The following is a 26,709-nucleotide window of genomic DNA, read 5'->3' as shown; positions in this document are numbered from 1 at the left end:
TTTTACTGGAGATCATTCCCTGGAAGATTGACAAGCTTGGCTTTGGCGTCATTAATACCAAAATGCTGCAGGATCGCTTCAAGTAATTTTATTGATGCAGAGGGCAGGATCTGCGCTGGCACGTGGGCTTATCAGGATATCAGTGCCTCCGCGAATAATATGTGCATGCGGTTTATTTGTTTTGAAGGGATGATCCTCGGGTTCAGCAAATGTCCGATAGAGGTAGAAAATTCGTGTTATACCAGGAGATTCCTAACTTCGCTCAGGACAATGGGGTGGGGGTTATTCAAATTATAAAGAAAAAACTTGATCCTTTTGAGTCTTATTGTAACTATGAGTAAAAGGATTTTATCCATATTATAGGAGATTACGGATGCGTAAGACGAATTTTGTGCAGGCAGTATTTAAGTTCAAGATTTTTTTATTGTTTGTTATATTCACTGCCTCGGTCAATGCATCTGATCCTCTCATTTACATGCGACCCAACGAAACACCCATGTTCACTGAATTGTACCAGCGGTATGGCCTGCTTAACCCTCCTGCAGTGCAGGTATATGACAGCTCCGTTTATTTGGGGCAACCTGGTGAAAATAGTTTATTAATCCCTTCTAGTATTGCTTTTTTTAATGATGTTGATGAAACACTTCGAGCTTATCATGCGCGTATCGGTAATAAAGAATTGTTTCTTGATCCTCATGAAACAAAATATTCCTTTTGTCCGTCGAATGGATCGCTGCAAATTATTTTTGCTCTTGTTTATGCTATCGCTGCGACCGAACCCCAAAAAAACTTTCTATTTGTTGAAAAAATTCCTTTTTATTCTTTCCATGAGCACGCAGTCAATTATCGACCCTATCCAAATGCGCGTTTTCAGGGGTTTAATGATCCTAGTGAAGTGAAGCCAAAACCAGATGAAATTTTAGTCGAATTTGTAACCTCACCCAATAATCCTGACGGCACATTTCGCAAGCCCTACACTCAAGCGAATATTATCATTGCGGATTTAGTCTTTTCTTCTCCAACTTATGGAAGTGATGGTACGGGATATATCAAAGAAAATATTGACTGGCTTTCTAAGGCTAGGAATGAGGGCAAACATGTTTTGGCATTTAACTCCGTTTCTAAAGCTCTGGGTAGACCAGGATATCGCCTTGGTTATATGTGGTTTCCTATGAGTGATGCCTATGCTGCTAGTATTTTTCATAATTTCTTTTCTTATGTATGGAAATTAACAACAGGAGAAAGCACTCCAGGAGTTGCTGAGGCGTTAAATCTTATGTCTGCTCTAGTTGCACTTCCTGATGGGGGGCAAGCTCTTCGCACCGATGCTTTTAATACCATTGTAAAACGACATAATCTTGTCAAAACAGAGATGCTTAAGCGTTATCCTGGAACAGAGGTCATAAGCATTCCAGGTAGTCCTACTTTTTTTGCAAAGCTAAATAGTCCAGGCATTCCAAATATGACTGGCGAGCAGGTTCTGCTTCAAGATCTTAATGTTGCTGTAGATAACGGTAATTCGATGGGCGCTACAGATGCCTTCGTCCGCATTAACTTATGTGGCTATAGTGGTGATCTTGCCCAGTTTTTGAATCGTCTCGCTCAAGCTAATAAATATAAAGAAAATGAGCTCTTGGTAACCTCGGCAAACTATTGTAAACACAGGACAATTCATAGTAATGAAAACCTTGTGTATGTCGCTAATCCTGATGATTGTATTATTGATGTTGATGCTGCAGACGCTAATGTTGAGATCGTACTGCCCCAATTTATTAACTATCAAAAAAGCAATTTAATTTCTATTAAAAAGATTGATAATTCAATACATTCAGTTACCGTGAAATCAAATCAATTAACGAAATCCCTTAAGGGTAAAAATGAGCAGTTACAAATGCAGTGGACACAACCCTTTTTCTTAAAGGGGCAGTGGCAAATTGCACATTCATAAATTTGATTTATTCATTGATTTGGGGCTCACTTTGCGCGATTTCGTGAGCCCCCCTAGTTTTCAATGAGCTCTTTGGGTAAATTATTGCTACATTCCGAAAAGCTTTCTTCAAATTTATGCTTAAATGGAGTACGTGGATCTGGACTTAAAATGTGTTCTTGAGTTAAAGCACCATACTGATTAACTCGATTAGGTCCTGTGGAAGAACCCGTTATCAAAATATTAATATTGAAAGAACCATTACTTTTCATTAATAAAATTGCTTAGAGTATCTTTTCGTTCCGTTGCTTGTTACACCCCAAATTCTGCTATACTACCATTCATTGAATTGATCAAAATTGACCCTTCTAAACGTATGAAAAAGATTTCAAAGATACTAACAATTCCGTTTCTTGTCCTTGATTTCTTCATAGAATCGATTGCATCGTTATTTACTAAGTCCACTTATAAATCTTTATCATACAGTGAAACGGAAGAAAGGATTATGAATTGGGTAAATTTACATTCTAGTAAAATACAATCAATACAAAAAAAACAATACCAGGTAAAAACCGATTATCTTGTTGATTGCACCGAAATTAGAATTTTTCCAAAAAACTCGAAATCTCTGCCACTTTGTTTTTTCATTGGAGGAGTGTATGAACTTGATATTCAATTTGGTCCTGATGGGGAAGATTATCATATAACATATAGAGACTATGACTTTAACATTGATGCTAGTACATTGGATGCAATACTAACATCATATTTGAATGGTGATTATTTTATAAAAGATTATAAATTTTATATTAAAAATTTAAATAGCGAATTAATTGAAGGTGAAGGATTCATAACCAGTCAAAAAAAACTCGATTTTCCACCATTATAAGAATATTTCCGACTATGATTTAAGATATCAAAATGGAAGATAAAAGTGCAGTACATCCAATTGAAATATTCCAAGTACTGCTAAATAGAAATTGTTGAATTAAATAACCCCTACCTCCATCTCGCAACAAGAGATAACACCCATAAGCTTGCCCGCAGTGATATTCGCCATTTTGGAGGCATAGAGTGGAAAATTACCTGCAACTCCTGAAGTCGTCATGCATATATTGTCTTGCGTGGTTCCGGGTTAAAGGTAGCATATGAAGGTGACCTGCGAATCGAAAAATAATCTATGGAATGGTTTTATGATATTTCCATGATCCCTTCATTTTTAGAGACATTTACGATTTCACTATATTTCCTTTTTTGCTCCCAATATTATCGACACAGAAAATAAATTCAAAAAGAGAAGCTGTAGTTAGATCACAGTTTTCTCAAAGCTAATATGCTTGAATTTTTCAGGTATAATATCTTTTAGTAAAGAGTCAATTTGAGCAGCAAAAGGTTCATATACGGATGGGCGTCGAGGAAAAATTCTGTCGTTTATCCAATAATCTGGCCATCCTTCTGTAGTTTCAATGCAATCTCTAGCAAAATTTGTAATATTAAATTTTTTTTCAACTTGAATACAGCCACGTAGAAAAATATCAACATAGGATTGGACAATTGGGAAATTATTGTTAGGAAGTTGATTTTCCGTTGAGGCTATGGTGTATATCCAAACTTGCTTTTGAGTTGAAAAGTTAGAAGATCCAGAAAGTGGTATCAAATTGTCCGGATCAATTTGTTTTCTACAATAAAAGCTCTCTCTTTTATCATAGCTTCTGATGTTTTCCGGCTCACTCAATTTGTAACTTACACCAATAAAAGATGAGCTTTTACTTTCAATGGCAGATAAAAACGTGGCATTAACTCCAGGTAAATTACCATGTCCTGCCCAAATTCTCTTATATCCTTTTACCAAAATAGGAACACTCTCTTCAGCAGATGGATCAGTTCTTTTTTTAGATGTCTCATCAATTAAACTTCCATAGCCAACAATATATTGTGGAAGATTAGGGTTGATTTCTGGGTAACAATCAAAAGCAAAAGAAGGGAGGGAGAATGACAATAAAATAATTAACTTAAACTTCTTCATACAACTTACTTTCTATTGATTTAGGGCTCAAGGCAAAAAACTATTTTCGTTATTACTTTTTGCATCAGCAGTTATATTTTTATAATTTACGATATACAAACTCATTCAGTTCGCCCCCTGTAACCTAACAAAGATTGGAGGAATTTCACACAAGTCTTTATTTACTGGCGTCCCGGAGAGGATTTGAACCTCCGACCTGCCTCTTAGGAGGGGGAGTTAATAATTATCTCAGATATTTCCATCTATTTCTATGCAGAATAACTTCTTTAATATAAAGAGTTTTGTCACTTTTAATTACATAGAAATACATTGCTATACTTTATTTTACAAATAAATTGCATCCTTATGCACCCAGATTTGAAAAGGATATAATATTTCAGTTTTATTGGAAACATGATTTAAAACAAAATAATCACCTATGGATAGAGAGCTATATATAAATGAACTATCAACCCAACACCTACCAGAATATCAAAATTTCCTAGAACAAGTAACTAATGAAACGTCAAACTCGTATTCGTGGCTAAATCAGTAAATAAGGAAGCCATATCTCTTTATTGGTGGCTTGGGGAACAGATTGTACATCATCAAAATGAGCATTCTTGGGGAAAATCGTTTGTAGAGTAATTATTAACAGATTTACGGAAGATTTTTCCAGATGCAAAATTTGGTTTTTCGCCAGAAACTTAGGGATATGCGGCGATTTTATTTGGAGTATGAAGATCATTCAAATCTGCGACAACTCGTCGCAGAAATTCCATGGGGACAAAACTTGCTCATTATGAATAAAGTCAAAGATAATGATGAGCGCCATAAAATTAGCTTACCGGGACTAAAGAACAAGCATGGACGCGTGATACATTAAGTGCATAAATTAATTCAAACGCAAAAATAACAAGAGAAGAACGAAGGATGTATGCAAAACATTGAGGAATTAATCCAGTCTCATTGTAGAAGCTTATTCATAGAAGGAAGATTTATGAAACATTTGCGTAAAAAAGTTCAAAACTAAGTAAGTATACTGACGGTACATATAAAATTTTTTATGAAAAGTGATAATAAAAGCAGGGAAGAAATTATTGCTGAAGAGCTTAATTAAATTCATATAGGAGGATCAGCATACGCTCCCTGGCGGCTTAGGGGTCATGTTTTAAGGATGAGTTTAAGCTATTATCCGCTTGAGCTTCACAAGATACCTTTGTTTTAAATTCGTGTATTCGCTCGCGAGCCTTTAGTAATTGCTCCTCTGGTGGCTGTAATGCTATGGGCCCTGAAGCGCCACGTGCCTTTTCTTTAGATAGGTTTCTCGCGCAAAAAAATGGAAGCGCCTGGTCAGTAATACTATGGAGAGTTGATAATTCATTGTGCCCACTTGGAAGTGTGACTAATTTGACATTATATCCCTTATGCCGTAATTCTTCAGCGAGTCTTTCATTTGCTTGAAGCCGAGTTTCATCGGTTACATGATATATTCCTTGGTTTTTAGGAGTTTGACTTAATGTTTCTAATTGACCCACAGTCATAAAGATATTCAAGTCTTTATTATTTTTCTCTAAAGAAGGGTAAAGGGATTTTACAGCTGTATTAAACGCACCGGAAAGACAAATCACATTTCCTATATTTTCGGGGTGAGTTAATCCAGACTCTAGAGCAAAATGACCACCTAAGCTAAATCCAGCTAAAATAGTATCTTCTGGCTTTTGGCTTAAGTGAAGTGATGGGTCATGTCTGAGGGTTTCTATGGTTGGTGCAATGACGGCTTCATAAAACGCTTCACTATGTTCTAAAAACTCATATTGCCGGTGCTCAGCGTCATCGTTTGTTTCGTTTTCCACTAAATTAATAGGATGATAGTTAACCGAACCCTCTCTAACATTGCCCACAAAAGCAACTACTGTATTTCTTAATATAGGATTTATTATCTGCTGTTGGTCTAAATGAGGTTTCATTATCATGGCGTAGGTGCCGCCATCTGTAATAACCATTAATTTATAGGGCTCGTTTCGTTTAACGTTGAAGTCTGGTGGTGTGTAAATCCATAGTCTACGTTCACCAAAGCCTTGCTTTTTATCCTCAATATCTTGAGGATAAAGGTTGCCTTGCTCCTTAACAATATTACCTTTATACCAGTTAAGGTCTCTATTTGCATTTGGAAGTGCTAGTACTGACGAATTGCGTATATCAAGAAAGGTTTCACCATTACCTAAATTGCAAAGGGGTAAATGAAATGTATTCTTATTTAGCATGTCTTGAACATCCTGCTTATTTACCGTGAATCCATAAGGAACTATAACTTCTCCAGGCATGTTTTCAATAGTAAACAGATAAATATCTGTATCTGGGATCCTATCAAATAATCTTACCTTTCCATCCTTATCAAGTTTTTGCTCATTCAAATCATTACAATCGAGTTCTACTATTACCTCTTCTTTGGAACGATAGAGAAAGGTTACGGTATAATCTCCAGATTCATTTTTTTCAATAAGCGGTGAGCCTTTACCGTTTTCAATACGATGCCAAAATTCCTCAAGCACTTTTTCTCTTTCGCTCATATGGAGAGAAGCTATTTTTTTTTGCAGCTCTATAATTACCACACTTTTAGATAGATTGATGGAGGGAGTTATACCGTCAGATTCTTCTCGATTTCGCATAGTTACTGCCTAGACTTTTATTATTTGTAAACAAACATAATTATAGCAAAGGCGTAGGACACTGGACTTATTTACGAAATAGATAATTGAGTTCAATTTCTATGCCCCAGAAACCCTAGGTTAGGGTAGTGATCCCGTTTATGGCAAAATTTGCGCTTTCAGGCCATATGCAGTATTGGGTATAACGGTCTCTTTCCATCAACCTCTAAGCTATTAGAAATGTTAAACGCCATTTCTTGTAAACTCCTATAGCTCGAGTATGTTGCTCGTCTAGGTCTTTTGTTGCTCCTGATAAACTATTAGACAAGTCTCTGAAATGAGAGAGTTTTCAAATTTTATTTCAGAAACAACGTTATATTAGGATCCAGAATGCGGATAAAGTAAATCATTTATATTCGCGCTTATTCTTTACCAGGGTTTTTTAAAAGGGGATGGGTTAAAGATTACTTCTTCTTCATTTTCAGTCTCCTTGGGCTCTAGATCCTTATTATACTCAATTTCTTCTTGTTTACATGATTTCACTTTAATAGAGGGTTTGAGTTCCATCGAAAGTGGATTGGGAGCAAAATTCTGTTCTTTTGTATCTTTTTCCTTATCTAGTGCTTTTGGACTGTGTATCGGCACTAAATTATTTGCTAACCGCTGAATAAATGCATCGTATAAAGCTATTGTGGGCATAGTAATACGAAGAGAGAGTATGTTTCCTTTCTCATCTTCCATCAATTCTAGACAATCCTCCGAAAGATTATTTTCCACTTTAAACTCATTAAATTCCTTTAGAATCGCTTTCATGAATTTTTTTAATTCTTCTCTTTGCTCCTCAGTTAATTCATCAGGATCGCAAAGTAATTTAATAGTAAGAGTCATTGATTCACGATCACTATCAACCAACAAGTTCCCGTCAGCAATTAGTTTTTCAATTATTTCTGGATCAAAAGTAGACTCTAAATCAAGCTTTTCACTATCTCCTATTGAAGCAAACTCGCCAATCAATTCATCGGTGGTCTCAACTACTTTTCCAGATTTATCCTGCGATTTATCTTGCCCAGAACTTGCTTTTTCCTCTGAGGTTTGACCAGAGCCACCACCACCTCCACCGCCGCCTCCTCCATGTCCAAAACATTTGGGGTTCGGAGCGGTTTCTTTAAAACAAATTTTGCAACGTTGTTTTGCAGCTTCCGCAGCAGACTCTTTTTTTTTCTGCTTCTTTTATTTTTTCTTTTTCTTTGTTTAAAAGTTGTAACGTGATTGAAGCGGAAGAGGTTTGTTTTTCTCCTGAGGTAGTTGAAGGGACAGACGAATTTTTTTCTTTCTCTTTGTCGTTTTTCATGAAGATCACCAATTCAAATTTGTATATAATACAATAATTATACATAGATATAAAATTATATACAAAAATTGGTCACGCAGTATGTATTTATAGTCTTCTTAGAGATAAATTTAATAATTAGATGGTAATTGTTGATGATGCGAAACAATTGAGCATAAATTTCTAACTGTTTAAGAGAAAATATCGCAAAGGTAATGAGATGAAATTAATTAGCTCGATGAGAGTGATTGATTAATCTTATTCACAGGCAGTTAAGAATAACGAAGAAAAGATTAATGTCCTATAACTAATATGCCGAGCGGAACAGTAGCATGCTGGTTATCTGGTGGGGTTCAATATATTGAATAACATTCCCAATACCTTAATTCCTGTATAGCGTTTGATTACAGGATTATTGGTTACCTCTCTAAGTTATTGCCCAATCTCCAGGCTCTTTTTCACATTGTGCTTTGCATCAGCATTTATAGTTTCATAATTTACGCTATGTACCTTCCTCAGTTCGCCCCCTGTAACCTAACAAAGATTGGAGGAATTTCACACAAGTCTTTATTTACTGGCGTCCCGGAGAGGATTTGAACCTCCGACCTGCCCCTTAGGAGGGGGCTGCGCTATCCAGCTGTGCCACCGGGACTCTAACGCGTAAGTCTACCGTCATCATGAAAAAATAACAACGTTACATTGCCGCAAATGTGATTTTTCATTCTAGATTTAATCATTAATAATGAGTTAATTATGAGCATTTTGCAGGCTAAATGTGGTATACTCCATCGACTTTTTATTTGAGCATGCATGATGGACACTTCAGATTTAAAATATCCATTTCATTCAGCCTGGGATTTTTTGTGGCAGGTCATTAAGCCTTATCGTTGGTGGTATGTCTTAATGTTTCAGGCTCCGGTGCTCACCGCGTTTTATATTTTTGCTAATAACTACTCTTTTAAACTTCTTGTGGATGCGTTTTCAAGTGAGACTATTGCTTCCTATCATCAATTGTTAGTTCCTATTGTTCTATTTATCACAGCGCAAATTATATTGGATGTGGTTTGGCGAATTAGTGATTTTGCGGAATGGAAAGCGGAACCTTATGCTCGGCAGCGATTATTGTCGTCCGCTTACGATTATGTTCAACATCATTCTTATAATTATTTTCAAAATACGCCTAGTGGAACGGTAATTAGTAAACTTAAAGGTCTTTTGGATGGATATGATAGTGTTTTTGCTAATCTCCATCATATTGTCGGAAAACATTTTTGTGTGGTTGTTGTTTCTGTTTTTGTTTTATTGGTCGTCAATTTTAGTGTTTTTTGTTTTATGTTGACCTGGTGTGTGTTAGTTATGGTAATAATGCTACCTATGGCGCTTAAACTAAATCAGCTGTCTAATAATATGGCTGAAAGTAAACATCAGATTATAGGGTCTTTCTCTGATAACATTACTAATATTTTTTCTTTGTTTTATTTTTCGAAACGGCGAGCGGAACATCGACGGGTTAATGAGTTGATGTCGGCTGATTTTGTACCACGGCAAATTGAACTTTATCAGTATGATTTTAAATTTAATATAGTCGGCTCAGTACTGTATTGGTTCATGCTGATTGCTGTTTTTATCTTTATGATTTACCTACGTATTCATGGGGAGATTTCTACTGGCGATTTTTTATTTGTTATGCTCACGGCCATTACCATTTCTTTTGATTTATGGACGCTTATGAGTAGTCTTTGTACTTTTTTAAAAGAAATAGGAGATTTTAAATCCTCTTTTGGTATTTTGGCGATGCCTCATGATGAAGTAGATGCATCCCATGCAGAGGACTATCAGATAGATCAAGGTAAAATTGAGTTCAAACAACTCTCCTTTGCATATCGCGAGGGAGCTCCTTGGGTATTTAAAGATCTTAATTTATTCATCAAACCTGGAGAGAAAATTGGTTTGGTAGGGCATTCAGGTGCAGGAAAATCAACATTAATTTCTTTACTGCTGAAGAACTTCAGACCTACATCGGGGCAAATTTTGATTGATGATAAACCGATTTCGGAGATAACTTCCGATTCTTTGCGTCAACAAGTTGCGCTAATTCCTCAAGATATTATGCTCTTTCACCGCTCTATCGGTGAAAATATTGGTTATGCAAAAGAGAATGCAACGCAAGCCGAAATAAAAAAGGCCGCAGTTATGGCTAATATTGATGAGTTCATTGAATCATTACCTGAGAAATATGATACCTTAGTGGGTGAACGGGGAGTGAAGCTTTCAGGCGGCCAGCGTCAACGCATTGCAATTGCACGCGCATTTTTAAAAAATGCATCCATTGTTGTACTTGATGAGGCGACCTCAAGTTTAGATACCCTTTCAGAACAAGAAATCCAACAATCGATTAATGCTATGTTGGAACAAAACAATGCGACAGTGATCGCTATTGCTCATCGTCTCTCTACCATTCGTCATATGGATCGAATTGTGGTGATGGAGGGGGGCGTAATTATCGAAGATGGTACTTTTAACGAACTGATAAATAATAAAGAAAGCTACTTTAAAATGCTTTGGGATAGTCAAGTTAATGGGATGGTTTTATAAAATGAAAAAATGTTTGGTTTTTATTGCTTTTCTTGTAATTAATTCTATTGTTTTCGCAAACAATAACTGCTTTATAGCTAAAGAGGACGGTGTCACGCTAAAGCAAGAAGGCCAATGTGCTCAGCGCCATGCACCTTGTTCCACTTTTAAAATTGCTATCAGTTTAATGGGGTTTGATAAGGGGATATTAACCGATAAAACTCATCCTGAATGGCCATTCCAACAAGGATACAATGATTGGCTAGATGTCTGGAAACAACCGCATAATCCAACTACTTGGATACAACACAGTTGCGTTTGGTATAGTCAGCTTATTACTCAAAAATTAGGAATGGAACAATTTAAGCATTATGTTCAAGTACTAAATTATGGGAATCAGGATGTTTCTGGTGATAAAGGCATGAACAATGGCTTAGTTCGCGCGTGGCTTTCAAGTTCATTGCAAATTTCACCCCAGGAGCAAGTCGAGTTTTTATCTGGTTTAACTCAAGATAAGCTCCCGGTAAGCCACTTTTCGATGCAAATGACTCGTGATCTACTATTTATTGAGAATTTACCTGGAGGTTGGAAGCTGTACGGTAAAACAGGATCGGGCAATCCGTTTAAGAAAGATGGTTCACGAAATATGGACAAGCAGCTTGGATGGTTTGTTGGGTGGATAGAGCGTGATGCACATACTATCTTGTTTGCTCAATATATTGAAGGTGATGCTACACCTGATTATTCAACGGGAAAACGTGCGAAAGAAATTGCTAAGCAAAAATTAATTTCTTTGACTCAAGTAAAAAAAGTTTTGAGGTCCTAAATAAATTGTAGCCTGGTACCGAATAGTGAAAACGTAAATTTAAAACTATTGTTTTCGAGTTCTCCTATGGTGCATCCAGGCTGCCATAGAGTAAGCGAGGTTTTTTGTCGTTTACTCTGCTAACAATATATATCACTTCCACTTGGAATACCGGCATGGAAACGATATCCATGATAAGTATAATAATCACCTTCAGGGACTGACGTTCTTTCAACAGTAGTATAAGTGTGTGCTTTCTCATCTATAGTGATAATTACATTATCAGTTAAAGAGACCGTAGTGACCGTTAGCAATAAAGCGGTTAATAACTTCCTCATTGGGGTGTCTTTCTGACTCATTGATCCCTAAGATACATTCTTTTTGAAAAAATATACCTGAGCAATTGTAGGCCATATTGGGCAAAAATCAAATTTTCTAGTTTTAGAGTATCAAATAAAAAGATATCCAGATCAGCTACTTAAGTGGTTTAGTCTTCCCTCAGAAGAGGGAAGAATCCCTTAAAAATGTCCATGCGTATTACTGGCACCATGTCCATGCGTATGACTAGTATCATGTCCATGTGTGTGACTAGTATTATGTCCATGAACTGTTCCGTTAGTGGAATGGCCATGTGAGTTGCTGCTTGAATATACCGTGCTGGTACCGTAATCAGAATAGGAAAACCCATTATAAACAGAAGATGGAGAGTAAAAACCATAACTACTGTACCCTGGAGTAGTACTTACTGTAGTATAAGAATCATTATTACACCCACATAAAAGAGGTAATACAAGCATGAGTCCAATTGCAAAAAGGGCAATGGGTAGTACTGGGGTGAAAATTAAAGCTGACGCGAGTAATGTTTTTGATACTACGGCAGTTGCTGCTATTGCAGCGGAGTTTAGAGAGACTATAGCTATAATTCCTGCGGTGGCTATGGCTGCAGCAGTTATTGCTGCCATACATTTGAGTAAAAAACTATAATTTGTATCCTCTTCCTGTTGTGTAGTCTTCTTGGTCATTTGTCACCTCATGTGTTGTACCAAATAAATTTGGATGAAATCAATTTCATTAAGCAATGTCGAAAATTTTCGAACGCTTTAAGATTCTACTATAGGGAAGAGAAATGTCATCTTTATTTTTTTCTTATTAAAAAGAATAAGTTTTTATAAAGTTTTCTGAGTAAAAAATCAGTGAGTGAATTAATATATCTGGGTGGGGTTCAACCCAACCAGATATAGGGGATTTTTTTATTAAAAGTATCTCTATTCGTCATCCCAGCTTAAAGTACCGCCGGCTTGATATTCAATCACGCGAGTTTCAAAGAAGTTCTTTTCTTTTTTCAAGTCCATCATTTCACTCATCCAAGGGAATGGATTGGTAGCGCCGGGATATTGTTCGGGCAAGCCAATTTGGTTTAAACGACGGTTAGCAATAAAGTGCAAATATTCTTCAAACATTTCAGCGTTCATCCCTAGTATACCTTGGGGCATGGTGTCCTTGGCATATTGATATTCCAATGCAACACCTTCGTGAATTAGTTGAATCATTTCTTCTTTAAATTCAGGCGTCCACAAATGTGGGTTCTCAATTTTAATTTGGTTAATGACATCAATACCAAAATTCATATGCATGGACTCATCACGCAGAATGTATTGGAATTGTTCTGAAGTTCCAACCATTTTATTGCGACGACCCATGGAGAGAATTTGTGTAAATCCAACATAGAAAAAGATCCCTTCAAAGATGACATAGAAGGCAATTAAGTCGCGTAATAAACGCTGATCATTTGCTACAGTTCCTGTGTGGAATGTTTCGTCCCCCAAACTTTGAGTAAACGGTAGTGCCCAGGCCGCTTTAGTCGCTACGGATGGAATTTCACGATACATATTAAAGACTTCTGCTTCATCCAGGCCTAAGCTCTCAATGACGTATTGATACGCATGAGTATGTAGTGCCTCTTCAAAGGCCTGACGTAACAAGTACTGTCTGCACTCCGGATTCGTAATATGTCTGTAAACAGCGAGTACTAGATTATTGGCAACTAATGAATCTGCTGTTGAAAAAAATCCTAGGTTACGTTTAATAATTAAACGTTCCGCTTCGGTAAGCCCGTTAGGATCTTTCCAGAGCGCTACGTCAGCGCTCATATTAATTTCATTAGGCATCCAGTGGTTGGCACAAGCAGTTAAATACTTGTCCCATGCCCATTTATATTTAAAGGGAACGAGCTGATTTAGGTCTGCCCGGCAATTAATGATGCGTTTATCATCAACATGAATTCGCGCCGCCCCCATTTCGAGCGGTTCATATCCAGTGGCACCAGTATGAATTGTATCTTGTTGTTGTATTATGTTTTCTGACATTTAAATTCTCCTGGTTATTGGCACGCTTCACAGTCTGGATCGAGTATGGAACATACCTTAGGTTCCTCAGCTATTATTTTAACCGCATTGAGTGCACCATCAGTCACAGTAGATTTTTCCGCATTGGAGGCGCCTAAACTGCGTAAGTAATATGTGGTTTTTAGTCCACGTGTCCATGCATGCATGTAAAGTTGGTCCAATTTTTTACCTGATGGCTGAGCCATGTAGATATTCAATGATTGGGCTTGATCGATCCATTTTTGACGACGAGAAGCCGCATCAACTAACCAAAGGGGGTCAATTTCGAAAGAAGTCGCATAACGTTGTTTCAATTCAGCAGGAATACGGCTGATTGGTTGAACGCTACCATTAAAATATTTCAAATCATTGACCATCACCTCATCCCAAAGGTTCAAAGCTTTTAAATCTGCGACCAAATAGGGATTTATGACAGTGAACTCACCGGACAAATTAGATTTTACGTATAGATTTTGGTATGTGGGCTCAATGGATTGTGATACACCACAAATATTTGAAATAGTTGCTGTAGGTGCTATCGCCATCACATTGGAGTTACGCATTCCTTGAGTACGAACTTTGATGCGTAAGTTTTCCCAATCGAGACGTTGTGAACGATCTTGCTCTAAGTATTTATTGCGAGCTTGTTGCAATAGATTGATTGAGTCAATTGGCAATATACCTTTACTCCATAAAGAACCTTCGTAGCTAGAATAACTACCTCGCTCCTTTGCCAAATCACAAGATGCTTCGATTGCATAGTAGCTGATTAACTCCATAGATGAATCAGCAAAATCCACCGCTTCTTGAGAGGCATAATCAATTTTTAACTCGTATAATGCATCTTGGAAACCCATTAGCCCTAAACCAATAGGTCTGTGCTTCAAGTTGGAGTTACGTGCCTGAGGTACGGAATAATAATTAATATCGATCACGTTATCCAGCATACGAATTGCAGTTCTAACGGTACGTTTTAATTTCTCAGCATCCAATTTGCCTTTTTTGATGTGTGCGGGAAGATTAATACTACCCAGATTACAGACGGCAATTTCTTCTTCTGAAGTATTGAGTGTAATTTCAGTACACAGGTTAGAACTATGAACTACACCAGCATGTTGTTGTGGTGAGCGTAAATTGCAAGGATCTTTAAAGGTCATCCAAGGATGGCCAGTTTCAAACAGCATGGACAACATCTTACGCCACAGTTTAACTGCAGATAGTGTTTTTGCATTTTTGATGAGACCTTGGCGTGCTTTTTCTTCGTACTCGCAATAGAGTGTTTCGAATGCTTTACCGTACTGATCATGTAAATTCGGTACTTCATCAGGTGAGAATAAAGTCCAATCCCCGTTTTCACGTACACGTACCATGAACAAGTCTGGAATCCATAATGCAGTATTCATATCGTGTGTACGACGTCGATCATCCCCAGTATTTTTTCTTAATTCAAGAAACTCCTCTACGTCTTTATGCCAACATTCCAGATAAGCGCAAACAGCACCTTTGCGTTTACCCCCTTGGTTTACTGCAACTGCAGTGGCATCAGCAACATTTAAGAAGGGAACTACACCTTGTGATTTTCCATTGGTACCTTTGATATGTGAACCCATCGCACGTACTGGTGTCCAGTCATTACCCAAACCGCCAGCATATTTTGAAAGCAGGGCATTATCTTTAATTGCACTGTAAATCCCATCTAAATGATCTGGAACAGTAGTCAAATAGCAACTGGATAACTGAGGTCTAATAGTACCTGAATTGAACAGGGTAGGTGTTGATGACATATAATCAAATGAAGACAGTAATTGATAAAACTCAATAGCTTTTTCATTTTTATCTTGTTCACGTAAAGCCAGTCCCATAGCAACACGCATGAAGAATGCTTGAGGCAGCTCATAACGTATTCCTTGATCATGAATGAAATAACGATCATATAGGGTTTGCAAACTTAAATAACTAAACTGCATGTCCCGCTCAGGTAACAGCGCTTTGCCGAGTTTTTCCAAATCAAAGTCAGCCATTTTTACATCTAACATTCCTTGTTTGATGCCATGAGCGATATATACTTTGAAGTAATCAGGGTAGAGTTTGCTCATTTCATCAAAAGTTGCGTCTGCTTGAATATCTAATTTATTCAATGCTTCTATACGCAAACTGTCTAATAACAAGCGAGCGCTAACATAGGTATAGTTCGGCTCTTTTTCAACTAATGTACGTGCTGCCATGATCAGTGCTTTGTGCACGTCTGCAAATTTTGCATGATTGTAAAGATTGCGCATCGCATCTTTTAGAACAGGTTCTGCTTGAACATGCTCTAAATTACGGCATGCTTCATCAACAATCGTATTCATGCGATCGGTGTCTAATGGCTTTAATTCACCATCAGGCATAGTAATTAGTAATATTTTATTATCGCTAGCCTGTTGTTTTAATTCATTTTCACGGGCTTTACGGTGTTCTTCTCGATATAATACGTAAGCGCGAGCAACTTTATAGTGACCACTGCGCATGAGTGCTAATTCGACCTGGTCTTGAATGTCTTCAATATGAACAGCACCACCACTGGGTAAGCGGCGTTTGAACACTTGTGTTATTTGCCGGGTAAGTTCTTCAATCTGTTGGTGAATACGATCTGAGGTGGAAGCTGTACCGCCTTCATCAGCAATGAATGCCTTAGTAATTGCAACTTTAATTTTCGTATCATCATAATTTACTACTTTACCGTTGCGTTTAATAGTTTTTAATAAACCAGGGGCATTAGCGGTCAATTCCAGTTGACTGGTTTGCGGCACATCATTTACCGGATCAAGAATTGCGGACATTTTTCCTCCACGCATTTTTATTATTATTTTATTATTAACAGTCAGTTAAATTTATTAACGGTTAATTGGATTATAGCACAATATATTGGGTTTGATTTGAAGCTAAATAACAAGATAATGTGTTTTTGAGGAATGGTCAAGAGAATAATATGGGAGTATTTTGTGGATAAGTTGTGGGTTTATTCACACATAACTTGTTGCTTTGTGAATAAGGCAGGATATGTTTTTATGAAGTTCATTAACACGTCCCCCTTTTCACTTCATTCAGATTACTAATTAAAAGCATTTGCCTATCTTTTTTTCACGACAACCGCATCACTGACATTGGAAAATCCATGAACATTTAGCAGAAAGGAACCAATATGCGAATACAGTTGACTTGAGCTTCCTCCATCCAAATTGATTGCATCAATGCAGGATAAGGGTGGCGATCTGAGGAGGTGCGCAAGTTTATTGGTTGTCATTGCCGCATTGGTTGATACAAGAATAATTACTTTTCCATCAGCCGTAATTCCCAGAGCAGATCGGTCAGCAATACCGGGTTTTAAAGAGGGTATTTTCTGCTTAATTAATAGCCGAGGGCCGCTTTGAATAGCAAAATCAATGTCACTGTCATGGTTAAAACGTTTAAGGCTCGAAATATAGGCTTTATTATTTTTTATGTAAAAAACTCCCCACCAACTAATTCGTTTTAAAGGATTAATCACTTTTTTATTATTAATTCTTAGTCCGAGAGGATTAAACTCATGATCAAAAAAACCTCCATTAATACTTAATAGGGCTTTGCTGCGCTCAGCAAATTGATCGGCAGAGGCGTTTTTTAGAGATAATCTTTTTGCACTGATCAGCGCCAGTTTATTTCTATTGAGATCGATACGGAAAGTATAAATATGCGCCCAGGGGGAAAGTATTCCTCCGGCAAGATCTTGATATTCAATACCAGGACTTAATGTTCGCCAATAACCCTCAGCATAAGAATGGAGGGGGGCAAATATGAAGTAAAAAACAAATAATAAATGGAACAAATATGATTTGTTTGCAGGATAAACATTGGTTTGTGAAGACATGTTATTGTATCCTTATGTACATCATTCAACACCACGGAATCTCTTATGCAAATTAAAACGCAACATAACAATAGTGAAGTACATAAGTCAACAATAGATTTAACTCGTTTGATGAATGATGTGCTTGAGCTTGCAAGAAAAGAAGGTGCCACCGATGCGATGGTCGCAGTGAATAATGACAAAGGCTTCTCAGTTGATGTGCGCATGGGAGAAGTTGAAACCGTTGCATTTAGTGAGGATAAAGGGGTGGGGTTGACTGTATATATAGGTCAACGCAAAGGTGGGGCAAGTAGTACAGATACGTCGCCTGCTGCTTTGGAGGCGATGGTTAAAGCGGCCTGTGATATCGCAAGAGTAAGCGCAGAAGATCCATGCTTCGGATTGGCAGATAAAGAGTTAATGACCAAAAATCATCCCGAGCTTGATTTGTTTCATCCTTGGGATGTGAGTCCGCAACAAGCAATTGATATGGCTTTAAAGTGTGAACATTATGCTTTATCGCTGGATAAGCGAATAGCTAATTCAGATGGGGTGAATGTATCTTCTTATGAATCGCACCATGGTTTTGCTAATACATCGGGTGGATCCGGATTTATTCACAGTACACGCCACAGTTTAAGTTGCTCTTTAATCGCGAAGGATGGCGAGGAGATGCAACGCGATTACGACTACACTACTGTCCGTAATCCAAAGGATTTGATTGATTTCCATGTAATTGCTAAGAATGCTGTAGATCGCGCTGTGAATCGTTTAGGGGCGCAACAGATTACAACACAAGCCATTCCAGTTATTTTTTCATCCCGAATTTCCAGTGGCTTATTCTCAACATTTATCAATGCAATTAGTGGTTCAAATCTTTACAGAAAGAATACTTTTTTGTTGGATTCCATAGGAGAACAAATTTTTCCTGAGTTTATTCGTATTTATGAACAGCCTCATTTGAAAGGTGCTTTAGGAAGTTCAGCATTTGACAGCGAAGGGGTCCCAACGCGTCCTAATCTAATTGTTGAAAAAGGTCGTGTGATGCAATATGTCTTAGGAAGTTATTCTGCGCGTAGAATGGGATTAAAAACAACTGGAAATGCCGATGGAGTCCATAATTTAACAATTGATCCTACGGCAGGTGATCTTGCTGACTTATTAAAAATAATGGGTACAGGATTATTGGTCACTGAATTGATGGGCCAAGGAATAAATATTGTTACAGGTGATTATTCTCGGGGGGCCGGTGGCTATTGGGTGGAGGATGGCGTAATTCAATATCCAGTTGATGAAATTACGATTGCTGGTAATTTAAAAGATATATTTAAATCCATTCTTGCGGTAGGTAATGATATTAATCCAAATATCGCGACACGATGTGGCTCAGTTCTCATTGAAAAAATGATGGTTGCTGGCAAGTAAAAAAATAAGAGTCCCTGCATCGTTGCAGGGATTACTTTAAGGCTAAATCTATTGATACCAGAAATCCCGGCTGCAGAATAAAGTCCACAAAACTTACCATAAGATGGGAAAATGACGAATAAAAAATTCAAGTAAATATTACGTATTTTTCGATTTTTTTAGATAATATTCAAAGCACATACTATCTATAATTTTTTCAGCGCACTTGCTTTGTTGATTCTTTATTCTACGCTTTAGATAAGAAGACTGAATTGGAGTCCGCATGCGCAGGGTGATTTTAGCAGCATTGCTGGTAATGAATACTGCATTTGCAGATGAAATTGTTGGTTTCGCTGCATATCAAAATGGAGATTATAGTACTGCTTACCCTTATTTAATGCAATCCGCTCGAGAGGGAAATGTTGAGGCAATGTATTTACTTGGCCGAATGTTCCAATACGGAGAAGGTGTTGCTAAAAATTATACACAAGCAATAAATTGGTATCAAAAATCAGCCGAAAAAAATAATGCCTTAGCCCAGCTCAGTTTGGGTTTTATGTATGATTTAGGGCAAGGAGTAAAACAGAACTTTTCTGAAGCGTTTAAGTGGTACATGAAATCAGCAAATCAAGGTAATGCAATTGCTCAAAGAAATATTGGACTAATGTATGTATCTGGTGATGGTGTTCCAGCTAATAAAAAAACTGCATTTGAATGGTTTGAAAAATCTGCAAAACAAGGATACAGCAAGGCACAAGTGAATCTCGCATACGATTACATTATGGGAGAAGGTACAAAAAAAGATGTTAATAAGGCATTTTACTGGTATCAGCAGGCAGCCAATCAAGGCGATGTGAGGGCTGAATACAGTTTGGGTCTATTATATACCGGGCAGCAAGAAGGTGTTGCTCAAGATGATAAATTGGCATTTTATTGGTTTTCTCAAGCAGCAAATCAAGGTCATGTAAAAGCACAAACCTATTTGGCTTATTATTACCTTAAAGGATATGGAGTGGAGGCAAACCCAGAAAAAGCAGCTTATTGGTATCAGGCAGCTGCTCAAAGCGGGCAATCTGAAGCGCAAGCTGAAATAGGTCAATTACTTCTTACAGGCACCGGTATCCCTCGAGATTATCAACAGGCGGTGTACTGGTTTACAAAATCTGCAGTTCAAGGGAACCCGGTTGGCCAGTCCAAATTGGGTTATATGTATCTTGCCGGGTTGGGGGTAGATAAAGATTGGATCAAAGCATATGCTTTGTTTAAGATTGCTGCGAAAAATAAAAATGAAGAAGCAATTCGAGAACTTAAGCTACTAAGAAATAAGCTTTCTGAATCGGATATTAAAGCAGGTAATGAGTTAGCTGACGAAATACTTCATCAGAACACCATTCAACCGACTAAAAAAGAAGAGTAACTCGTAGATGTTTTAAATTAAAAAACATTAAAGCTTTCTCTGAGGATGTTGACTGATATTTTTCCATTTTTATCACGACTCCGTTTCAATAAAGTATATACAGTTAGATTGAGGTTTTCGCTCGTTGCTGAAGCAACGCTGAGAAAATAACTACTCTCTAAGGTAATTTGATCATTCGCTATATTTAGTTTTTTGAGTATCTCAGAAATTTTGCTCAGATCTTTTATACCGTTTTCTTTTCTCGCTTTAATTAATTCATTAAGTTGAGTTTCCTTGGTTGTACTACTGAGCGATTTGAGGACTTTTATGGGAGCCGTATTAATATTGATGGGTGTGGATTCAGGCAATGCAGTAATTAAAGGTTCCAGAGTTGAATAAAGCGATGCGTTCACATCTTTCACTAAACGAAGTTCTGATTTGCTACTCATGAGTTGGTGACTTGGATAATAGGGCGGTTTCTGACTCATATAATAAGATAGGTAATTATCTTTACCGCGTGCGAGATCATAAGAAGAAAGCCAATCTGTAATTGCAAGGGTTAACTTAACCTTCTCCGCTTCCGCATTTTGCGGTACCGCTGCATTCATGAGATTTACAAATCCTAGCATTGATTTTCTGTTTTCCAAATTATTGATATTATATTGAGATTGTAAATCGTAAAGGGCACCTTTTAGAGTGACTGTGCTGTCAATATGTTCCATAGTATGTGGGAAGAAACTTACCACTCCTTGAGCATTCGCTTTGGTAAAATTATTTTTTTTATTACTTAACTCTCCAAGTGCCCAGAAAGCAACTGCTTGTGAAGCAAGATAGACTCTATCGTGAATAATGATAAGACGTGTACGATAAATATCTAATTGAACCTTAGTACTCATAGCAGTGGCTACAATTGCTACCAAGGTCATAATGAAAAGCGCGGTGAGTAAGGCGCTTCCTTTTAAGGTTTTAACTTGAAGCATAAAGTGCACCCGGTAATATAAAAAGTAAATTTATTTCCCCCTGATCCCGAAAAGTCAAATTAACTTGAACTGCTTTAGGAAAAGGCTCTTTACGCTGATTTAAGCTTACTGCTTGTTCTCTCCATTCAGGAAGTATTTGTACATCTTGATTTAAGTAACCAAAATGACAATTAGTGAGATGTTTTAATAAGAGTTTATCTTCATAAATTTTCTGATCAATTATATCAAGACTATTCCAAGTTCTACGAATCAGTGTTCCCTGCTGACAGAGATAAGCCACTCGCTTTAAAGTACTGCGTTTTTCAAGGCTGCCAGGATTTACATTACCGTCACGTGTGAATTCAAGATAATTTTTTTGTCCTATTAATGCGGGTAATAATCGCATCTCATTACTACGAATAGGACGTTCTACAGCTTGGAGGGTATCCTGTTGAATGAGACTTAATGCAAGTTGTAACTCATTGAGGCGTTCACTTTGGGCATTCACTCGAGAACGTATGGTGAATGCGTTATATAATACGGATGAAGTGATTGTTGCAAGAATGGCGAATACCGCAAGCGCAATTAAAATTTCAATCAGAGTAAAACCATTAATTTTTTTGGAGGTTATGTTTTTTTTCATGGTACAAACCTAAATGCTTGCAGTTCCTCTCTAAATGGACCTGATTTTTCCGTACTGACTGAAATAACTATTTTTTGAATATTTTTTAGAGGTGTAGAACTAACTTTTGCTCTCCAGTACCAATGTTCATTCAACATGGTGGTATCTTGGGTTGTTTCTTGACTTTGATTGAGCTGTAATAAATTAAGCTGAATCATGGTCACCCCTTGCATAGCAACCCAATGACTTACTGATTTCTCCTTTACCCGGCGTGTGGTTTCGACATTTTGGGATATTGCTTTAAGTAAAGCGGTTAAGGCAATAGCGATTATAGAAAGTGCTAATAATACCTCAATGAGCGTAAATCCTGATTTGTGATGATAGGTACTCATTTAGTATGTACCACATTGAGAGTTAAATCCCCATTTCGTTTACCAATAAGCATAGCTAAATTATTGTCCTTTTTGCTGCCAAAATTTAATGTAAAAGGAGTAAGATCCCCCGAGGCAAAAATAATAATGGAAGGGGTTCCTACCGGAGTTGAATTAAGTGTTTTCAAAGTAATATGAGTGTCGTTGGGAAAGTAAGTCATTTTAAACACTCCTTTATCGGAAATTGGCTTCCATTGAGCGTTATTGTGTAATTGAAGTATTTGATAACCTGTATTATCAATACGTAGACCCAGTGTGCTGGTTTCTAAAATAGCCTGTTGTTGGGCCAAACGAAGGGTGTTCACGAGTTGTTCGGCTGAAAATAAGAGACGTCGACTTTCACCAAAGTCACCAAAAGCAATTAAGGCAAAACCGAAGGTAATGCCTATAATCACCAAAACAATCAAGATTTCAATCAAAGTAAAACCATGATTCAATTTCCTGGAAACTGCAGAGGGGAAATATTCTGATGAAACCCCTTGTACGTGAGTGTACCTAGCGGTTCCATGCTCTGTATCCTTTCCTACTTCACTCTCTATAGCAGTGTCCCAAAAATATTTATTGCTTTGGTTCATCCCAATTACCAATCTCGGCATTTATACCTGTACCTCCAGGTTGTCCTTCTGCACCATAGGTGAATATATCGACATCGCCATGTTGTCCAGGATTTAAATAAAGATAATCTCTTCCCCATGGATCTTTAGGAAGTGACTTAAGGTATTGTTTCCAATTATTGGGTACCGGGTTAGAGGAGGGTTTTTCAACAAGAGCCAGCAAACCTTGATCGGTGGTAGGATAATTACCGTTATCCAATTTATATAAATCCAAAGCATTCTGTATGGCAAGCACATCTTGTTTGGCTTTGACTCTTCTTGCCTCATCAGGGCGTCCCATAATTTTAGGTACGACTATAGATGCGAGAATACCTAATATTACAACCACTACCATAATTTCAATTAATGAGAATCCTTTTTGTCTATTCATTTTTACCTCGACTTAAACGTAGATTGGATGAATGAAGCGTATCATTTGATGCCTCACCCGACTACAAGTATTAAAATTTAAGTAATCAACTGCTCCATTGAAAAAATAGGTAATAAGGTAGCTAAAACAATAAATAAAACGATTGCACCCATCAAAAGAATCACCATTGGTTCCAATAACGTTAATGACGTATCAATCAACCGTTTGACTTCATTATCAAGATGAACAGCTGCGCGCTCCATCATATTTGACAATTGGCCACTTTTCTCACCGCTAGCAATTAAATGGATTGCCATGGGACTAATGTAACTCGTTTCTTTTAATGCTTCGTTAATACCACATCCTTCTCTAACTTTTACAGCAGCAGTATCAAAAGCTTGTCGCATAACCACATTGGTCACTAGACTTGCTGCAACACGCATGGTTTCTAAAACACTCACTCCTGCAGCGAAAAGTATACCAAAAGTATGTATATAACGCGAAACATTAACTGTTTTTACTAAATAAGACACTATAGGCAGCCTCAACAATAGACGATGCCAAGCTGTTTTAACTTTTTCATTAGCGAGACTTTTTTTAAAGGCAATGAATATAAAAATAAGAGCAATCAAAGTGTAATGGCCATAATCTCTAATAAAGTGACTTATATTAATTAATAATACGGTCATTTCAGGAAGGGTTTGTCCACCGCTTGTGAATACTTCAATGATTTTGGGTACTACAAAACTGAGTAAAAAACAAATAATAGCAATGGAAACGAGTATCATAATAAGCGGATAAATCAATGCTTGCTGTACTTTTTGCTTCGTTTGTTGTTGATTTTCAGTATAGTCTGCTAGTTTTTCTAAAACTACATCAAGGTGTCCGGTTTGTTCACCGGAACCAACAGTTGCACGATATAACTCCGGAAAGGCATGGGGAAATTGGGTCATTGCCTGTGCTAATCCATAACCTTCAAGCACTTTGGCCCGCACTCCTATAATTAGTTCCCTAACTTTATCTTTTTCTGTTTGCTCACTCACTCCACGCAATGATTCCTCAACAGGGATACCGGCAGCTAGCAATGTCGCCAATTGACGGGTAAACAGAGCGAGATCGGCTGCAGAAATTTTGCTTTTAGTTTGAGTACCTGAGCGTTGCTGAGTCAATACCCGAATTTGAGTAGGAATTAATCCTTGATCACGAAGCAATTGGCGTGCATGACGTTCAGAATCTGCTTCGAGCACTCCTTTTGCCGTGTTGCCATTTTTTTGAAGCGCCTGATATTGGTAAGCACCCATACTTTTTTATGGTTTATGTTAAAACATAGAGTTTAATCTATTGGGTTTAATAAGTCACTTAAGGTACACTATACAACCAGACTATCCTGGAGAGTAATAATGAGCAAAAATACAGTACTAGAGGCAATTAAGGAACATGATGCCAAATTAATAGACCTTCGATTTACCGATATACGGGGTAAAGAACAGCATATAACAATGCCGATTTCAGCAGTTGATAATGACTTTGTTGAGAACGGAAAAATGATTGATGGATCTTCATTCAAAGGTTGGCAGAAAATTCACCAATCCGACTTGGCTTTAATGCCCGATTTGCAAACAATCAAACCTGATCCGTTCTTCCAAGACAACACCTTATTTATACGATGCAATGTAGTTGATCCAAAAACAATGATGGGATATGAACGTTGTCCTCGATCATTAGCTTTACGTGCCGAAGCTTATTTGCAATCCACTGGTATTGCTGATACAGCTCTTTTTGGACCCGAACCCGAATTTTTTGTCTTTGACAGTGTACAATGGGAAACAACCATTGGCGGCTCTTTTTATAAAATCGACTCAGAAGAAGCACAATGGTATTCAGGAAAAGAGTTAGAGGGGGGTAATATAGGACATCGCCCAGCGATAAAAGGCGGTTATTTTCCAGTTCCACCCGTAGATTCCTCACATGATCTGCGTTCTGCAATGAGTTTGACTCTTGAATCATTAGGAATTGTTGTTGAAGCGCATCATCATGAGGTAGCTACAGCGAACCAATGTGAAATTGCTACCCGATTTAATACCTTAACCAAGAAAGCCGATGAATTACAGATTTTAAAATATGTAGTTCACAACGTGGCACACAATTACGGGAAAACGGCTACATTTATGCCCAAGCCTTTAGTTGGTGATAATGGTAGTGGTATGCATTGCCACCAATCATTAGTGAAAGATGGTGTGAACCTGTTTTCTGGTGATCAATACGGTGGTCTTTCAGAAACAGCACTTTATTATATAGGTGGAATAATCAAGCATGCTCGGGCTTTGAACGCGTTTACTAACCCATCAACCAACAGTTACAAACGTTTAGTTCCTGGTTTTGAAGCTCCAGTTCTGTTGGCATATTCAGCAAGAAACCGCTCTGCAGCGATTCGTATCCCTCATGTGAATAATCCTAAAGCCCGTCGTATTGAAGTACGCTTTCCTGATCCTACAGCAAATCCATATCTTGCATTCGCTGCTATGATGATGGCAGGATTGGATGGTATCCAAAGAAAAATTCATCCTGGTCAAGCTATGGATAAAGATCTCTATGATTTACCTCCAGAAGAACTTGTGGACGTACCTACAGTTTGTGCTTCTTTGGAACAAGCTATGGAAAATCTCCAGATGGATCACGATTTCTTATTACAGGGTGATGTATTTACTCAGGATTTCATTAATAATTACATCCGTATGAAGGAAGAAGAAATAAGCAAAATAAGAAGTCTGACGCATCCATATGAGTTTGAGTTATATTACAGTCTCTAGGAATAATGGTGATGAGCAAATTTTTTGTTTCTTTCTCATTGATAATGTTAATTTGCGCATCTTATGCTGCGCAAATTTACAGATGGACTGATAGTCAAGGCAATGTTCATTTCAGTGATACTCCTCATGAGGGAGCTGAAATTGTGACTATTCCTGATTCACAAAGTTTTTCATCACCAACACCTTCAACTTCTCAAACTCCAGGACAAGAACCACAATCAGAAGAGAACTCCGATACCGTCAAGCTAAACCATTCTTATACCGAAATCGCTATTGCTGAACCTGCACCTGGTGCAACGATTCGTAATAATCAAGGTTTTGTTATGGTGACCGCACAAATAGAGCCTGATTTGCTTCCTGGGGATAAAATACAACTGCTTTACGATAATGTTGCTCTGGGAGAACCGCAAACAAATCTTGTCTTTGAAATAAAAGGGATGTATAGGGGCTCTCATACTTTGGCAGTGCAAGTTATCGATGCTGAGGGAAATGTGCTTGATAAGAGTGAGCCTATAACAATTTATGTCTTTAGGCCACGGGTAGGTATGGTTCCTGGTACGGCACCACGTTAATTTTCTAC

The 26,709-nt window shown here is 37.6% G+C and carries 25 protein-coding genes and 1 tRNA gene; 9 read left to right on the top strand and 17 right to left on the bottom strand.

Features of this window, described 5'->3' with window-relative positions:
* The first annotated feature begins 373 nt into the window (after nt 1-373).
* Nucleotides 374-1,948 (top strand): aminotransferase class I/II-fold pyridoxal phosphate-dependent enzyme, encoded by a 1,575-nt coding sequence (locus tag ACWTE2_RS01735; protein WP_454783889.1) that lies wholly within the window; start codon nt 374-376, stop codon nt 1,946-1,948.
* 53 nt (nt 1,949-2,001) lie between these two features.
* Here ACWTE2_RS01735 and ACWTE2_RS01730 read toward each other — a convergent pair whose 3' ends face one another.
* Nucleotides 2,002-2,199, bottom strand: coding sequence for a hypothetical protein (locus ACWTE2_RS01730; RefSeq protein ID WP_454783888.1), 198 nt, complete (start codon nt 2,197-2,199; stop codon nt 2,002-2,004).
* 233 nt (nt 2,200-2,432) lie between these two features.
* Between ACWTE2_RS01730 and ACWTE2_RS01725 the strand changes: the two genes are divergently transcribed.
* Nucleotides 2,433-2,816: a hypothetical protein gene (locus ACWTE2_RS01725; protein ID WP_454783887.1), complete on the top strand. Its 384-nt coding sequence runs from the start codon at nt 2,433-2,435 to the stop codon at nt 2,814-2,816.
* A gap of 417 nt (nt 2,817-3,233) precedes the next feature.
* On the opposite strand, the gene ACWTE2_RS01720 is transcribed toward ACWTE2_RS01725, so the two are convergent.
* On the bottom strand, nt 3,234-3,953 hold the full coding sequence (locus ACWTE2_RS01720; RefSeq protein ID WP_454783886.1) for a gamma-glutamylcyclotransferase family protein: 720 nt from the start codon (nt 3,951-3,953) through the stop codon (nt 3,234-3,236).
* A 658-nt stretch (nt 3,954-4,611) separates the two neighbouring features.
* Between ACWTE2_RS01720 and ACWTE2_RS01715 the strand changes: the two genes are divergently transcribed.
* Nucleotides 4,612-4,818 carry a DUF1016 N-terminal domain-containing protein gene (locus ACWTE2_RS01715; protein WP_454783885.1) on the top strand — a complete coding sequence of 69 codons (207 nt, stop codon included), beginning with the start codon at nt 4,612-4,614 and terminating at the stop codon, nt 4,816-4,818.
* Between the two features lie 271 nt (nt 4,819-5,089).
* Here ACWTE2_RS01715 and ACWTE2_RS01710 read toward each other — a convergent pair whose 3' ends face one another.
* The 4 genes from ACWTE2_RS01710 to ACWTE2_RS01695 form a co-directional block, all read right to left on the bottom strand.
* Entirely contained in the window at nt 5,090-6,604 is a 1,515-nt protein-coding gene (locus ACWTE2_RS01710) for an alpha/beta hydrolase (RefSeq protein ID WP_454783884.1), read from the bottom strand.
* Between the two features lie 408 nt (nt 6,605-7,012).
* Nucleotides 7,013-7,597 carry a hypothetical protein gene (locus ACWTE2_RS01705; protein ID WP_454783883.1) on the bottom strand — a complete coding sequence of 195 codons (585 nt, stop codon included), beginning with the start codon at nt 7,595-7,597 and terminating at the stop codon, nt 7,013-7,015.
* Nucleotides 7,598-7,748: 151 nt separating this feature from the next.
* A complete protein-coding gene (locus ACWTE2_RS01700) occupies nt 7,749-7,934 on the bottom strand; it encodes a hypothetical protein (RefSeq protein ID WP_454783882.1) in 186 nt (61 codons plus the stop codon).
* A 554-nt stretch (nt 7,935-8,488) separates the two neighbouring features.
* Nucleotides 8,489-8,565: transfer RNA gene (locus ACWTE2_RS01695), tRNA-Arg, on the bottom strand.
* 158 nt (nt 8,566-8,723) lie between these two features.
* On the opposite strand from ACWTE2_RS01695, the gene ACWTE2_RS01690 reads away from it, so the two are divergent.
* Nucleotides 8,724-10,508: an ABC transporter ATP-binding protein gene (locus ACWTE2_RS01690; RefSeq protein ID WP_454783881.1), complete on the top strand. Its 1,785-nt coding sequence runs from the start codon at nt 8,724-8,726 to the stop codon at nt 10,506-10,508.
* 1 nt (nt 10,509) lies between these two features.
* A complete protein-coding gene (gene blaOXA, locus ACWTE2_RS01685) occupies nt 10,510-11,313 on the top strand; it encodes a class D beta-lactamase (RefSeq protein ID WP_454783880.1) in 804 nt (267 codons plus the stop codon).
* A 119-nt stretch (nt 11,314-11,432) separates the two neighbouring features.
* Here the strand turns inward: blaOXA and ACWTE2_RS01680 are convergent, their stop codons facing one another.
* The 5 genes from ACWTE2_RS01680 to ACWTE2_RS01660 all read right to left on the bottom strand — a co-directional run bounded on the left by ACWTE2_RS01680 (nt 11,433) and on the right by ACWTE2_RS01660 (nt 17,565).
* A complete protein-coding gene (locus ACWTE2_RS01680) occupies nt 11,433-11,630 on the bottom strand; it encodes a hypothetical protein (RefSeq protein WP_454783879.1) in 198 nt (65 codons plus the stop codon).
* 180 nt (nt 11,631-11,810) lie between these two features.
* Nucleotides 11,811-12,314 carry a hypothetical protein gene (locus ACWTE2_RS01675; RefSeq protein WP_182390842.1) on the bottom strand — a complete coding sequence of 168 codons (504 nt, stop codon included), beginning with the start codon at nt 12,312-12,314 and terminating at the stop codon, nt 11,811-11,813.
* Nucleotides 12,315-12,557: 243 nt separating this feature from the next.
* Nucleotides 12,558-13,658 (bottom strand): ribonucleotide-diphosphate reductase subunit beta, encoded by a 1,101-nt coding sequence (locus ACWTE2_RS01670; RefSeq protein ID WP_182390841.1) that lies wholly within the window; start codon nt 13,656-13,658, stop codon nt 12,558-12,560.
* Between the two features lie 14 nt (nt 13,659-13,672).
* Nucleotides 13,673-16,498 carry a ribonucleoside-diphosphate reductase subunit alpha gene (locus tag ACWTE2_RS01665; protein ID WP_182390840.1) on the bottom strand — a complete coding sequence of 942 codons (2,826 nt, stop codon included), beginning with the start codon at nt 16,496-16,498 and terminating at the stop codon, nt 13,673-13,675.
* 290 nt (nt 16,499-16,788) lie between these two features.
* Entirely contained in the window at nt 16,789-17,565 is a 777-nt protein-coding gene (locus ACWTE2_RS01660; protein WP_454783878.1) for a phosphodiester glycosidase family protein, read from the bottom strand.
* 45 nt (nt 17,566-17,610) lie between these two features.
* Between ACWTE2_RS01660 and pmbA the strand changes: the two genes are divergently transcribed.
* A complete protein-coding gene (gene pmbA / locus ACWTE2_RS01655; RefSeq protein ID WP_182390838.1) occupies nt 17,611-18,969 on the top strand; it encodes a metalloprotease PmbA in 1,359 nt (452 codons plus the stop codon).
* A gap of 262 nt (nt 18,970-19,231) precedes the next feature.
* Nucleotides 19,232-20,365 carry a tetratricopeptide repeat protein gene (locus tag ACWTE2_RS01650; protein ID WP_454783877.1) on the top strand — a complete coding sequence of 378 codons (1,134 nt, stop codon included), beginning with the start codon at nt 19,232-19,234 and terminating at the stop codon, nt 20,363-20,365.
* A 17-nt stretch (nt 20,366-20,382) separates the two neighbouring features.
* Here ACWTE2_RS01650 and gspK read toward each other — a convergent pair whose 3' ends face one another.
* The 6 genes from gspK to lspF all read right to left on the bottom strand — a co-directional run bounded on the left by gspK (nt 20,383) and on the right by lspF (nt 24,620).
* Nucleotides 20,383-21,324 carry a type II secretion system minor pseudopilin GspK gene (gene gspK / locus ACWTE2_RS01645; protein ID WP_454783876.1) on the bottom strand — a complete coding sequence of 314 codons (942 nt, stop codon included), beginning with the start codon at nt 21,322-21,324 and terminating at the stop codon, nt 20,383-20,385.
* Nucleotides 21,311-21,946: a GspJ family T2SS minor pseudopilin variant LspJ gene (lspJ, locus tag ACWTE2_RS01640; RefSeq protein ID WP_454783875.1), complete on the bottom strand. Its 636-nt coding sequence runs from the start codon at nt 21,944-21,946 to the stop codon at nt 21,311-21,313. Before lspJ ends, gspK begins: the two co-directional genes overlap by 14 nt.
* Nucleotides 21,943-22,317: a GspI family T2SS minor pseudopilin variant LspI gene (gene lspI / locus ACWTE2_RS01635; RefSeq protein WP_454783874.1), complete on the bottom strand. Its 375-nt coding sequence runs from the start codon at nt 22,315-22,317 to the stop codon at nt 21,943-21,945. Before lspI ends, lspJ begins: the two co-directional genes overlap by 4 nt.
* Nucleotides 22,314-22,931 (bottom strand): type II secretion system minor pseudopilin GspH, encoded by a 618-nt coding sequence (gene gspH / locus ACWTE2_RS01630; protein ID WP_454783873.1) that lies wholly within the window; start codon nt 22,929-22,931, stop codon nt 22,314-22,316. Before gspH ends, lspI begins: the two co-directional genes overlap by 4 nt.
* Nucleotides 22,915-23,340 (bottom strand): GspG family T2SS major pseudopilin variant LspG, encoded by a 426-nt coding sequence (gene lspG, locus ACWTE2_RS01625; protein WP_182390832.1) that lies wholly within the window; start codon nt 23,338-23,340, stop codon nt 22,915-22,917. Before lspG ends, gspH begins: the two co-directional genes overlap by 17 nt.
* 77 nt (nt 23,341-23,417) lie before the next feature.
* The gene (lspF, locus tag ACWTE2_RS01620; protein WP_454783872.1) at nt 23,418-24,620 is read right to left on the bottom strand and encodes a GspF family T2SS innner membrane protein variant LspF; all 1,203 of its coding nucleotides are present in this window, start codon (nt 24,618-24,620) and stop codon (nt 23,418-23,420) included.
* Between the two features lie 99 nt (nt 24,621-24,719).
* On the opposite strand from lspF, the gene glnA reads away from it, so the two are divergent.
* On the top strand, nt 24,720-26,129 hold the full coding sequence (gene glnA, locus ACWTE2_RS01615; RefSeq protein ID WP_182390830.1) for a type I glutamate--ammonia ligase: 1,410 nt from the start codon (nt 24,720-24,722) through the stop codon (nt 26,127-26,129).
* A gap of 11 nt (nt 26,130-26,140) precedes the next feature.
* On the top strand, nt 26,141-26,701 hold the full coding sequence (locus tag ACWTE2_RS01610) for a DUF4124 domain-containing protein (RefSeq protein ID WP_454783871.1): 561 nt from the start codon (nt 26,141-26,143) through the stop codon (nt 26,699-26,701).
* Nucleotides 26,702-26,709: the final 8 nt, after the last annotated feature.

It is taken from the genome of Legionella nigrisilvae, assembly GCF_977063395.2.
Note: the sequence above shows the minus strand (reverse complement) of the source record. Positions and strands in the feature narration are given on the sequence as shown.